Origin of the sequence: Ureibacillus sinduriensis BLB-1 = JCM 15800, from assembly GCF_000772955.1 — a bacterium.
Classification (GTDB): domain Bacteria; phylum Bacillota; class Bacilli; order Bacillales_A; family Planococcaceae; genus Ureibacillus; species Ureibacillus sinduriensis.
This window is the reverse complement of the sequence record NZ_JPVO01000039.1, coordinates 41,250-54,316: the sequence shown is the minus strand read 5'-3', so window position 1 is coordinate 54,316 and position 13,067 is coordinate 41,250. Positions and strand designations below refer to the sequence as shown.

Sequence of the window (13,067 nt, the reverse complement as noted above, 5' to 3'; positions counted from 1 at the left end):
ATGGGGGAAAATAGATTTATTGGGGAGTTTCCGAAAATTGGAATTCGCCCGACGGTTGATGGAAGACGTAGAGGGGTGCGTGAGTCCATTGAAGATCATGCAATTGGTTTAGCAAATGCGGTTGCTCAATTTTTAAGTGAAAACTTAAAGTATTCTAATGGTGAATCGGTTCAATGTGTAGTTGCCGATACATGTATTGGTGGGGTAGCTGAAGCTGCAGCCTGCGCGGAAAAGTTTAGGCGTGAAGGTGTTGGCGTATCGATTACTGTTACTCCGAGCTGGTGCTATGGAATAGAGACAATGGATATGGATCCGCATATACCTAAAGCGGTTTGGGGTTTTAACGGAACAGAACGTCCGGGAGCGGTATATTTGGCGGCTGTATTGGCAGCCCACAATCACAAAGGTCTGCCTGCCTTTGGTATTTACGGACGAGATGTTCAAGACTTGGGAGATACAACGATTCCAGGCGATGTTCAGGAAAAGCTTCTGAAATTTGCTAAGGCTGGTTTAGCGGTAGCAACGTTGCGCGGGAAATCCTATTTATCAATGGGTTCTGTTTCGATGGGAATTGCAGGGAGCATTGTAAAAGATGACTTTTTCCAAGAGTACTTAGGCATGCGTAATGAGTATGTGGAATCTGTAGAGTTTCTAAGAAGAATGGAATTGGAGATTTTCGATAAAGAAGAATATGAAAAGGCCTATAAATGGGTAAAAGAGCATTTTGTGTTTGGCGAGGATATTAACGAACCTAAAGGGCAACGCACGGCCGAACAGAAAGAAAAAGACTTGCAAACTTCTATTAAAATGGCGATTATTGCCCGGGATTTAATGATTGGAAATGAAAAACTGGCAGAACAAGGCTGGGTCGAAGAGGCATGCGGACATAATGCGCTTATTGCCGGATTCCAGGGACAAAGGCAGTGGACGGACCATTATCCAAATGGTGATTTTATGGAAGCAATCCTTAACTCATCTTTTGATTGGAACGGGAAAAGGGCTCCTTATATTTTGGCAACAGAAAATGACTGCATGAATGGTGTCACGATGGCATTCGGTCACTTGCTGACAAATACTGCACAGGTGTTCGCGGATGTTCGTACGTATTGGAGTCCCGATGCGGTAAAACGTGTGACAGGCAAGGTGCCAACAGGAAAAGCGCAGGGAGGCTTTATTCATTTGATCAACTCCGGCCCCGCGGCATTGGATGGTACGGGACAACAAAAAATTGATGGAAATCCGGCTATCAAACCATTTTGGGATATTACGGACGATGAAATGATGGCTTGTATAAAAAATACACAATTACGTCCAGGGAATACTGGTTATTTCCGTGGAGGAGGCTATTCAACAGATTTCACGACAAAAGGGGATATGCCAGTAACGATAAGTAGATTGAACTATATTAAAGGTTTGGGGCCGGTATTGCAAATTGCGGAAGGATACACGGTGGAATTGGGAGATGAGATGCATGATTCGCTAGACCTTAGAACAGATCCGACATGGCCAACAACTTGGTTTGTCCCAAATTTAACTGGCGAAGGCGCCTTCAAGGATGTCTACTCGGTGATGAATAACTGGGGCTCCAATCACTGTGTCGTAACTTACGGACATGTCGGTTCGGAATTTATGACATTAGCTTCCATGCTGCGTATCCCGGTTAATATGCATAATGTTAGCAGTGAGAGCATTTACCGCCCAAGCGCTTGGAACATGTTTGGTACCCAAGAAAGTGAACAAGCTGATTTTAGAGCTTGTCAGAATTTTGGTCCTCTATACAAATAAGGAGGGATGACGATGTATGCAATCGGCTTTGACTTTGGTACGGAAACCGGCAGGGCATTACTTATTCATATTGAAACCGCGGAAATTATCGCCACGATCGAGGTTGCTTATCCCCATGGGGTGATTGCAAAACAATTAAATGATCGTCCTTTAAAAAACGCAATGGTTCTGCAAAATCCAAATGATTATGAGTGGACCTTAAAGGAGCTTACGGAGAGGATAGTGAAGGAAACAAACATCTCCAAGGAGCAAATTAAAGGCATTGGGATTGATTTTACTAGCAGCACGGTTTTACCCATAACAGCAGATTTTGAACCGCTTATGAAGACGCCCGAGTTTTCAAAAAACCCCCATGCATACGCAAAGTTATGGAAGAGCCATAGTGCCGATAAGGAAGCAAGAATCATTACAGAGAGGTTAGCAGCCCACCCATACTTGGAAAAGTACGGAAATATCATTTCATCTGAATGGCTTTTACCCAAACTTTTGGAAGTTATTCACGATGAACCAACTTTGTTCAATAAAATGGATTATTTCATCGAAGCTGGTGATTGGTTAGTGGCGAAGCTTACAGGTCGTTTAGTGCGCAGTAATTGCATGGCCGGATATAAAGGGCTATGGCAAAAAAGCGGTAATTACTTGGATAGAGCAACATTGGCCTCTATTCATCCAGCACTTGAAGAAGTATATGATACGAAGCTGGTGGGCGATGTATTGCCGGTTGGCACGTTTGCAGGATATTTACGGGAAGACATGGCGAACTGGTTAGGTCTATCCTGTGGAACAGCTGTAGGGGTGGGTATGATAGATGCCCATGCAGCGGTTATAGGAGCGGGGTTGAGCGAACCAAACGAACTTCTAATTGTTGTTGGGACATCTAGTTGCCATTTATTATTAAGTGAAAAAGAAACAGTCATCCCCGGCATTTCCGGTGTTGTGGAAGATGGAATTATCCCGGGCTTATTTGCTTATGAAGCAGGGCAAGTCGCGGTAGGTGATATTTTTTCGTATTTTGTAAAAAAACAGTTGCCGGAAAAGTACTACATCGAAGCGAACTTAGCAGGGAAATCAGTTTTCGAAGTGTTGAACGATTACGCAAGCAAATTGGAAGTGGGGGAATCAGGGCTTGTAGCACTTGATTGGCATAATGGAAATCGTACACCTTTTGTTAACCCGAACCTATCAAGTGTAATGGTAGGTGAAACCCTACTGACAGAAAGCTATGAGGTCTATCGGGCATTAGTGGAAAGTACAGCTTTTGGTACAAAGGTCATCCTGGATTTATTTGAACGAAACCAAGTTCCGGTAAATCGGGTAGTGCTGACGGGTGGAATCCCTAGAAAGAATCATTTTCTTGTCCAGGTTTATGCGGATGTCCTGCAAAAAGAGATAACCGTAATTAATCAAGATCATGTATCTGCATTAGGGGCGGCGATTATTGGTGTTGCTGCTGCTAAACGGGAACCAGTGAATGATCTGATTAAACAATATGCTGCAAAGCAAATTGTGCAATTTAAACCAAATGCTCAATATCAAAAGAAGTACCAACAATTGTATGAAATCTATCAAAAATTAAGTACGCTTTTTGGAAAGAACGAAACAATTTTAAAAGAATTAAAGGAATTGAAATCGAAAGAGGAAGTACTCAATAGTAAATAGTTTATGGGAAGTCATCCCAATGGCAAGAACTACGATATCACTTACTACCATTATTTTGATTTTATTATCTAAGACTGGGATTAACAAACTTCGATACGATTTCCTTGCTGAACGATAAAAGAGGCCGGGATAGAAGTGGGAATTTCTTAGCTACATCAAGAAGACACCATTTTCCTAATCAAGGAAATGGTGTCTTCGGATTCTGTCCCAGCATCATTTGTCTTTGGTATTATTCTGCATTTGGATAAATCATTTTCTTTGGATCAATATATTCCTCGAACTGTTCTTCGGTCAATAACCCAAGCGAAAGTGTAGCCTCTTTCAATGTCGTACTGTCCTTATGTGCCTTTTTCGCAATTTTAGCCGCATTTTCATAGCCGATATACGGGTTTAATGCTGTGACCAACATCAATGAATTTTCGAGATTTCGTTCAAGGACTTCTTTATTTGGCTCAATACCGATTGCGCAATTATCGTTAAATGACTTCATGGAATCTGCTAGAAGACGAGCTGATTGCAGGAAGTTATAAATGATAACAGGCTTGAAAACATTCAACTCGAAGTTCCCCTGTGATGCTGCAAAGGCGATTGTTGCATCGTTTCCGACCACTTGTGTGACAACCATTGTCATCGCTTCGCTCTGGGTAGGATTTACTTTCCCGGGCATAATCGAACTTCCAGGCTCATTTTCTGGAATAGTAATTTCACCGATTCCACTCCGCGGTCCACTTGCCAGCCAACGAACATCGTTGGCAATCTTCATCAAATCTACTGCAAGAGCCTTTAATGCACCGTGAGCAGAGACGATTTCATCATGGCTTGTCAGTGCATGGAATTTGTTTTCGGAAGATTTAAAGGACATGCCGGTTAATGAACTTATCTCTTCAGCAACCATGTCGCCAAACTTTGGATGTGCATTAATGCCGGTTCCAACAGCCGTTCCGCCAATGGCAAGATCTTTTAAAAATTGTGTATTCACCATGATCATCTTTTCGGATTTTACAAGCATATGGTGCCAGCCGCCAATTTCCTGGCCTAATGTTAGTGGCGTTGCATCCTGAAGGTGAGTGCGGCCTATTTTAATAATATCGTTAAATGCATCCGACTTTTCCTTTAAAGTAGCCTTTAATAATTGGAGTCGGGGCATTAAATAGTTCTCGACGATTTCTACTGCTGCGATATGCAAAGCGGTAGGGAATGTGTCATTTGAGCTTTGTGATTTGTTGACATCATCATTTGGATGGATTCGTTCTGAACTCCCTTGTTCTTCAAGCATTTGGTTGGCGCGGAAGGCAATCACTTCATTTACATTCATATTGGATTGTGTACCACTTCCGGTTTGCCACACTACGAGAGGGAATTGGTCATCCCATTTACCAGCTAGAATTTCATCTGCAGCAGCAACAATTACATCCGCTTTAACTTCTGGTAGCTTGCCTAATTTCTTATTTGCGATGGCGGCTGCCTTTTTTAATGTAGCAAATGCGTGAATAATTTCGATAGGCATTTTTTCTTCGCCAATTTGGAAATTTTCTCTGCTTCGTTGAGTTTGAGCGCCCCAAATTTTGTCTGCTGGTACGCGCACTTCACCCAATGTATCTTTTTCAATTCGAAATTCCATTCTATCAACACTCCTTTAATAGTATATATGTATGCTATACCCGAAATTAGAAGACAAAATAGTAAATGGCAAACCTTTAGTAGATTTGCCATTTTCCATCAAATTTATTCGAGAAGTGTGAGGGGTTCGTCTCGAAAGAGTAGTAATATACGATAATGATAATCATTATCAATTGAATTGTCAACATTTTTCATACAAATTATTCCCACTTTATAAAAATAGTTGGAATGTAAAAATAATACTCTGTAATAGGACAAAGGTTCTATTATTGTTTTTGTATACAAAAAAACTATTGTAAAGTAGCAATAATGAATGTAATATAATCATATCAACTTACTATGAATTAAAATAGAATAGGAGTGAGATTGTGTCTTACATGATTATTACCGGACTGCTTTGTGGAGCATTACTAGGCTTCGTTATGCAAAGAGGCCGTTTTTGTTTAACAGGTGGATTCCGTGATATGTATATAGCAAAAAATAACCGCATGTTTTATGCATTGCTTATTGCCATTGCAGTACAAAGTGTGGGTGTATTTTTACTAATAGATTTAGGCGTATTTGAGTATTCTGCTGGTTCTATTTCCATTGTCTCTGTCATTATTGGATCTTTTGTTTTCGGAATAGGAATTATTCTAGCAGGGGGCTGTGCGACAGGTACATGGTATCGTGCAGGGGAAGGGCTAATTGGTAGCTGGATTGCATTAGCTGGTTATATGCTAATGAGTACGATCATGAAGTCAGGTGTTTTGGCATCATTCAACCAACAAGCACAACAAAGTGCTGTATTCCCAACAAACTCAATTGCAGAAACTTTCGGCATTAATCATTGGATTATCATTATTCCTTTTGTTGTGATTGTTGCATTAATAGTTTATAAACAATTAACAAAACCGAAAGTAGTTATTCCAGCATTAAAACCGAAACGTACAGGTTTGGCCCATATTTTATTTGAAAAACGTTGGCATCCATTTGTAACTGCTACCTTAATCGGTGTTATTGCTTTGATCGCATGGCCATTAAGCGCGGCAACGGGCCGAGTTTTTGGTTTAGGTATTACAACGCCATCAGCGAATATCCTGCAATACTTGACAACGGGCGATAAAGGATTTATCAACTGGGGTGTATTCTTGGTGCTGGGGATTTTTGCAGGATCATTTATTGCAGCGAAAGCAAGTAAGGAATTCCGCTTTAGAATGCCAGATGTTAAAACGGGTATCAATAGCTTTATCGGCGGTAATTTAATGGGGGTAGGTGCAAGTCTTGCCGGGGGCTGTTCTATCGGGAACGGGTTGGTGATGACCGCGATGATGACTTGGCAAGGTTGGATCGGCCTCATATTCATGATTTTAGGTACTTGGACAGCATCTTACTTCGTGTTTGTACGTCCGCGCCAAAAAGCGAAAGCAGCAAAGCTAAAAGAACAAGTAACACCCGCTTAATCGAGCAGGATAAACTTTTTAGGAGGAAAAGACATGCAAAAGACTTTAGAAGTAAAAGGAATGGTTTGCCCATTTCCATTAATAGAAGCACAAAATGCGATTGAAGAAATGAATTCAGGGGATGTGCTCGTAGTTGAATTTGACTGTACACAAGGGACAGAGTCAATTCCAACTTGGGCTGCAGAAGCTGGCCATACGGTTACAAACTTTGAGCAACTAGATGAAGCATCTTGGACAATCTCAATTCAAAAGAAATAGTTTAAAATAAACACCGCTTGAAGCGAAGCGCCATTGGCATTCGAACAGAGCGGTGTTTTTACTTGGTATTCACCTGATTGTCACCCCGAAATTAAACAATTTTAACATAGAAATCCTGGCCGATTACACCGTTAACATTCAAGTCTTTCGTTTGTTGATAATAATTGACGATACTTCTTGCTAGCCCTGCATGACCATTTAAATAAGTGCCCGGAGCAATTTGTTTTCCTGGATTGTGGAATTCAAAGTAAAGCTTTGTATCATGTGGCATACTCTCCAAAATTCCGACAAAATCATCATATGGAATATGGACACCGCTCGTATAACAGCACTCCCTCCTGTAAGTATCATGGGATACATTAATAGGTTTTGCTTCCTTTACAAATCTGATTTGTTGCATAGCATCATCTCCTTCAAAATAGTTAATGTTTTGGATTTCATATCATTATAACAAAAATAAATAAAAATGACAGAAAATTTAATCAATTTATTTTTGCCTCGAAAAACATTTGAATAAATGATAAAGCTAGAAGGGTGAAGAATGAAGAAGTTTCGCTGAGGATAATAGGTGTGCCAACCACCGATACTGCCAAGATGCAAGATGAACGCTACCATTCCTCTCTTTGCATTTCGTCTGCAATTGATTGTAAATCGTAGGCATTAATTTCTATAATCCTATAGTTATGCTGTTCCTCATATTTTTGTGCAAGTTTTTTTACATATTTCGGAGAGCCTTCATTATCTTCATCATAAACCAGGAGCAACCCATCGGTGTTTTGAATAATGAACTTATCTTTTTCGATAAATTGCCATGGAGCCTCATAGGGTTTTTTCGTGACACTTGTTACGAAATCTGCCTTGGAGAGAATATCGTGATATTTTTGTTGCTTTATTTCGTTCCAATTCTTTTCCTGATCTAAAAAAGGTGTGATAACAGAATACTTAAGATTAGGATATTCATTTTTCAGATGGATTATGACTTCTGCTGCCCAGGTTTCTACTCCTTGCTGCCCACTAATCACTACCCATTCAAGCCCTTCGTCAAACAATCCTCTTAATTCATTTTCGATTGCTTTCTTAATAATTGGGATACCGGGGTGTTTATCATTAAAGATACCAAGTTCGTGAGGGCGGTATCCAGATAGATAAATGGTTTGCATATACATGACTCCTTTAGTTATTTCCCTTATCTTAACGCAGAAAAGAGGCAATCCGAAAATAATTCGAACAGCCTCTTGTAAAACTTGATTAAGCGAATACTGATTTTATTTTTTCCAAAGCCCAATCGATTTCTTCTTTTGTAATAATTAATGGTGGGGCAAATCGGATTACAAATTCATGCGTTTCTTTACATAATAAACCTAAGTCCTTTAATTGTTCGCAATATGAACGGGCAGGAACTGTTAATTCAACCCCAATAAATAAACCACTGCCTCGTACTTCCTTAATTGAAGGGTGATTAATCGAACGTAATTGTTCTTGGAAGTAGTTACCCAATTCCAATGAACGTTCAGTTAATTTTTCATCTTCAAGCACCTCCAAGGAAGCAATTGAAACTGCACAAGCAAGTGGGTTGCCACCAAATGTGGAGCCGTGGGAACCTGGATTTAATACACCAAGAATATCGCTATTTGCCACAACAGCAGATATCGGCAATACACCTCCGCCAAGAGCCTTGCCAAGGATCATCACATCTGGATTTACTTCTTCCCACTGATGGGCGAACATTTTACCTGTACGGGCAAGCCCTGTCTGGATTTCGTCGGCAATAAACAGAACATTGTTTTCTTTACAGATTTGTTCCACTTCTTTCAAGAATCCTTTTGGAGGCATTACGATTCCTGCTTCCCCTTGAATCGGCTCCACAATGAATGCTGCTGTGTTTGGTGTAATAGCAGCTTTAAGAGCTTCGGCGTCTCCGTAGGGAATTAATATAAACCCTGGTAATAGAGGTCCAAAGCCCCTTTTATACTCTTCGTCGGATGACAGGGAAACGGCGCCCATCGTTCGGCCATGGAAGTTTCCATAACAGCCGATGATTTCAGCTTTGTTCTCTGCTACACCCTTTACATCATACGCCCATCGTCGTGCAACTTTTATTGCAGATTCCACAGCTTCTGCACCGGTATTCATTGGTAATACCATATTTTTCCCAGTTATTTTCGTTAATTTCTCATACCAAGGTCCAAGCTGGTCATTATGAAATGCACGGGATGTTAAAGTAGCGCGGTTTGCTTGGTCAATTAATGCTTGAATAATTTTAGGATGGCGATGACCTTGATTGAGTGCGGAATAAGCAGATAGCATATCCATATACTTATTGCCTTCAGGGTCTTGTACCCATACCCCTTCGGCCTCCGAAATGACGATTGGCAGCGGATGATAGTTATGCGCACCAAATTTTTCTGTTTGTTCAATTACGTTAGCTGATTTTGTCGACATTTAAATTCCTCCTTAGAAAGTCTTGCTAAAAAAATTGTCTGAATCGATGACCAACAATCAAAATGCAGAGCGAAACACAGTATTGGTTACCCATTGCAGTTGAATTATTGATATTAAAAACTCTTCTTTCTAGTATCATATTTTAATAAGCAATTTTCATGCCAACTTCATTCTTCTGTAGTTATCACTAGTTTTTATCTTTTGCCAAATAATTTTGCGCAAAATTTATAGCAATTCAACCTTTTTAGCATAATATTTTTGCAGTATGATAGGAATGAGGTGATGAGAATTGAATCACAGTGAGCGTATAATGAAACAATTATATGAAGAAATTATCGAGCGGGTAGGCGTTGGAATTCATGCAGTGGATGGAGATGGGAAAACGATTATCTATAATAAAAAAATGCGTGAGATGGAAGCGATGAACAAGGAAGATGTTTTGCATAAGGACGTAAGGGATGTCTTTCAATTTCAAGAAAACCAGAGTAGTACGTTATTGAAATCATTGCAGCATGGCGAGGAAATCGTCAATGTGAAACAAACCTATTTTAATAATCGTGGTGTAGAGATTACAACCGTTAATAACACATTTCCTCTAAAGGTTGACGGAGATATATGTGCGGCCGTAGAAATTGCGGCAGACGTGACAAAGATGGAACGATTGATCCGCCAAAATCTTAGACAAACGAAAACAGATTTTACGTTTAATCATATCATAGGCAAGAGCAGTGAATTAAAAGAAGTTATTGCCTTGGCAAAACGTGCGACACGGACAAATTCGAATGTCTTGATTATCGGTGAAACCGGAACAGGTAAGGAATTATTCGCACAGAGCATTCATGCGGAAAGCGAACGCTCAGAAGCCCCATTCATCACACAGAACTGTGCTGCATTGCCGGACACCCTAATCGAAGGGATTTTGTTTGGTACGACAAAAGGGGCATTTACAGGGGCGATTGATAGTCCGGGGCTTTTTGAGCAAGCACAGGGCGGGACTATATTGCTCGATGAGTTGAATTCCTTAAATATTGCGTTGCAAGCAAAACTATTGCGCCTATTGCAAGAGCGTAAAGTACGCAGAATTGGAGACTCGAAGGAAACTTCAATCGATGTACGAGTTATTGCAACGATAAACGAAGATCCAATTGATGCGATCGCCAATAACCGTTTAAGAAAGGATTTATATTACCGTTTAGCGGTGGTGACCCTATTTATCCCGCCATTAAGGGAACGTAACGGGGATATCCCGATACTGATTGAAGAATTTATAAAAAAATATAATGGATTGTTCAAATTGAACGTAAAGTGTGTATCAGAAGATGTACTTCAATTTTTTGACTCTTTAAGTTGGCCGGGAAATATTCGCGAATTGGAGCATGTCATTGAAGCTTCCATGAATTTGGTGAATCATGAACAAGTGATAGAGTTTGATCATTTACCTTATCAATATCGTAAAAGTGAAGCTAGAAGACCTATTCCGCATCAGGTAATTACAGAAGCGCCGAAAAATAATGAAAACACGGGTTTGACGGAACAATTAGCGTTGTTTGAAAAGCGAACGATAGAGCAGTATTTAAGAGCTCACAAAAACCATATAACCAATACGGCCTTGGCGTTGAATTTAAGCAGGCAAAGCTTGCAATACCGAATGAAACGTCTAAATATACAGGTGCCGAAGACATAAAAAAGGGGGTATTCTAGTGGAGGTATCATTACATTTACAGCATAAGCTAGAAACCAAACTTTCCCTAACACCTTACGTAAAGCAATCATTAGAGATTCTTAAATATTCTTTGGAGGAGCTTGAACATATTATAAGAGAGGAAGCTAACGCCAACCCTCTTATCGAATTGATAGAACCGAATAGCGAGCATTTACTGGAAATGGCGCGTGTACCGAATTCCCAGGCTTCCAATTATGAAAGTGATGCCCTTTTTGATCCGCTTTTGCATATTCCACAACAAGATAGCTCGATTGAACCCTATTTAATGGAGCAGCTAGCTGTTCAAAGACGGCTAACGAAAAGTGAAAGGGAAATTGTCCTTTATTTGATTCGTAATTTGAATGAATCAGGCTATTTAGATTGTGATATGGAAGAAACAGCTGAACGATTTCGTGTACCGATTGAGAAATGTGACGAACTTATTTCCCTGCTTCAAAGCTTTGAACCTGCCGGAATAGGTGCACGTAGTTTAAGAGAGTGTTTGCAACTACAAGCAGCTCGGGATGGAAACGCTCCGAAACATACCGAGGCACTTATCCTAAGACATCTTGAGGATTTGGCTCAAGGAGATTTTCAGTTTGTAGCTGACCTGTATGGCGTACCAAAAAGAGAAATAGAAAATGCATTCTCATATATTAAGCAGTTAAATCCACGGCCACTAATGGCAGTGCAGTCCGCGAGACAAGAACTCATCATACCCGATATTATTGTAGAAGAATTTAATGGGGAGCATATCATTTCGATAAATGATATGTATCTTCCCCAAATTTCAATTAACCCACATTATGAAGAATTGCTTCGAATAACTGATTGCGGGGAGACGGGGACATATTTAAAAACAAAACTTTCGGATGCTATATTGTTGATGCGTGGAATTGAGCAGCGTCACGAAACATTGTATAAGGTAACAGAAAGTATTTTGAAAAAACAAAGGGCTTTTTTCCAAAAAGGAACAAAGGCATTGGTCCCCCTTCGCCTAAAGGAGATAGCGGATCATGTAGGACTTCATGAATCCACTGTCAGTCGTACAATCAGTAATAAATATATACGAACGCCAAAAGGGATATTTGCTCTGAAGACCTTTTTTATTCGTGGCGTAAAAATGCATAATGGTGAAGTGGAGTCTCCATTATTAATTAAGGAAAAAATCAAGGCGATTATCGACTCAGAAGATAGGAATAAGCCGTTGTCCGATCAGAAAATCGCCAACCTTTTACTAGCAGAAGGGATTCCGATCGCAAGGCGTACCGTTGCAAAATATAGAGAAGAGCTCAGCATCCCCCAATCTGCAAGAAGGACAAAAAAGTAGCACCACATCTCCATAGGAGAGAGGGATGCTGCTTTTTTGGTAGTTATGTTGAACACACTTTGAATTTTGCGCAAATCGCAAAGCACAAAATCCTAAAAAAAAGCTAATCACTTATTTTATCAGGCTGCACTAACTACTAACTATTTCCTTTTATCCGTTGTTCCGCACCGAGTAGTTGATCAGCTATAAAGATATCAATCATCTCAATTATCTCCTCGGGTGTTTGGTCCATTTCACCGGTAAGCCAGCTCTCTACTAAACCCGCCAATGAGATGGTGTAGAAGTGAGTTAAAAATGACATATATTCTTCCGTTGCATCCAATCTCTCTCCACATGCCTTAATAACTCTTCCGAAAATGCTGGAAATATCGGAATAGAAAAAACGCTTAAGATGACCTCGGCCCAAAGATTGTAATGCACATAAACAAAATTCTTTATTGGCCTCCAAATATTTAAAAAGCTGAAGTAGTCCTTCTTTCCAAACAAGTGCATCATCATGTACATCCAGAAATTGAATTGTTTCCTGTTGGAATGTCCATTTGAGTAAATCGTAAATGTCTTCGAAATGGTAGTAAAAGGTTTGGCGGTTCACATTCGCATTTTCAGTCAGTTCACGGATGGAGATTTTTTCAAGGGGCTTATTTTTCATTAATTCCTTTAAGGATACGGCAAGTATTCTTTTTGTTTCTTCACTATGTTTCATTTTTCACCCCGGATTAAAAATTTTTTAAACAATTGGGCCCTCATTGTCTATATTTTAAACTTTTTTATCATGTTAGTGTATTAATAGAAATGTTTCTCGAAAAGAAGTACTGGAGAAACAAACGAA

At 39.9% G+C, this 13,067-nt stretch carries 11 protein-coding genes; 6 read left to right on the top strand and 5 right to left on the bottom strand.

The annotated features are described in order from the left end of the window. A complete protein-coding gene (locus CD33_RS03130; RefSeq protein WP_036198101.1) occupies positions 1 to 1,785 on the top strand; it encodes an L-fucose isomerase in 1,785 nt (594 codons plus the stop codon). Positions 1,786 to 1,797: 12 nt separating this feature from the next. Further along, positions 1,798 to 3,444, top strand: a complete 1,647-nt coding sequence (locus CD33_RS03125; protein ID WP_052129942.1) for a ribulokinase — start codon at positions 1,798 to 1,800, stop codon at positions 3,442 to 3,444. 229 nt (positions 3,445 to 3,673) lie between these two features. Here the strand turns inward: CD33_RS03125 and fumC are convergent, their stop codons facing one another. Continuing rightward, positions 3,674 to 5,065 carry a class II fumarate hydratase gene (gene fumC / locus CD33_RS03120; RefSeq protein ID WP_036198096.1) on the bottom strand — a complete coding sequence of 464 codons (1,392 nt, stop codon included), beginning with the start codon at positions 5,063 to 5,065 and terminating at the stop codon, positions 3,674 to 3,676. A 376-nt stretch (positions 5,066 to 5,441) separates the two neighbouring features. Here fumC and CD33_RS03115 point away from each other — a divergent pair, with 376 nt between their 5' ends. Beyond that, positions 5,442 to 6,506, top strand: a complete 1,065-nt coding sequence (locus CD33_RS03115) for a YeeE/YedE family protein (RefSeq protein ID WP_036198159.1) — start codon at positions 5,442 to 5,444, stop codon at positions 6,504 to 6,506. A 33-nt stretch (positions 6,507 to 6,539) separates the two neighbouring features. Further along, positions 6,540 to 6,764 (top strand): sulfurtransferase TusA family protein, encoded by a 225-nt coding sequence (locus CD33_RS03110; RefSeq protein WP_036198095.1) that lies wholly within the window; start codon positions 6,540 to 6,542, stop codon positions 6,762 to 6,764. Positions 6,765 to 6,855: 91 nt separating this feature from the next. On the opposite strand, the gene CD33_RS03105 is transcribed toward CD33_RS03110, so the two are convergent. The 3 genes from CD33_RS03105 to CD33_RS03095 form a co-directional block, all read right to left on the bottom strand. Continuing rightward, entirely contained in the window at positions 6,856 to 7,164 is a 309-nt protein-coding gene (locus CD33_RS03105) for a hypothetical protein (protein WP_036198092.1), read from the bottom strand. 208 nt (positions 7,165 to 7,372) lie between these two features. Then, positions 7,373 to 7,924, bottom strand: coding sequence for an SLOG family protein (locus tag CD33_RS03100; RefSeq protein ID WP_036198090.1), 552 nt, complete (start codon positions 7,922 to 7,924; stop codon positions 7,373 to 7,375). Between the two features lie 88 nt (positions 7,925 to 8,012). Then, a complete protein-coding gene (locus CD33_RS03095) occupies positions 8,013 to 9,206 on the bottom strand; it encodes an ornithine--oxo-acid transaminase (protein ID WP_036198089.1) in 1,194 nt (397 codons plus the stop codon). 310 nt (positions 9,207 to 9,516) lie between these two features. Between CD33_RS03095 and CD33_RS03090 the strand changes: the two genes are divergently transcribed. Both CD33_RS03090 and rpoN read left to right on the top strand, forming a co-directional pair. Continuing rightward, positions 9,517 to 10,890, top strand: a complete 1,374-nt coding sequence (locus CD33_RS03090; RefSeq protein ID WP_036198157.1) for a sigma-54 interaction domain-containing protein — start codon at positions 9,517 to 9,519, stop codon at positions 10,888 to 10,890. Positions 10,891 to 10,906: 16 nt separating this feature from the next. Further along, a complete protein-coding gene (gene rpoN / locus CD33_RS03085) occupies positions 10,907 to 12,238 on the top strand; it encodes an RNA polymerase factor sigma-54 (RefSeq protein ID WP_052129939.1) in 1,332 nt (443 codons plus the stop codon). A 136-nt stretch (positions 12,239 to 12,374) separates the two neighbouring features. Here the strand turns inward: rpoN and CD33_RS03080 are convergent, their stop codons facing one another. Then, positions 12,375 to 12,941 (bottom strand): TetR/AcrR family transcriptional regulator, encoded by a 567-nt coding sequence (locus tag CD33_RS03080; RefSeq protein ID WP_036198084.1) that lies wholly within the window; start codon positions 12,939 to 12,941, stop codon positions 12,375 to 12,377. Positions 12,942 to 13,067: the final 126 nt, after the last annotated feature.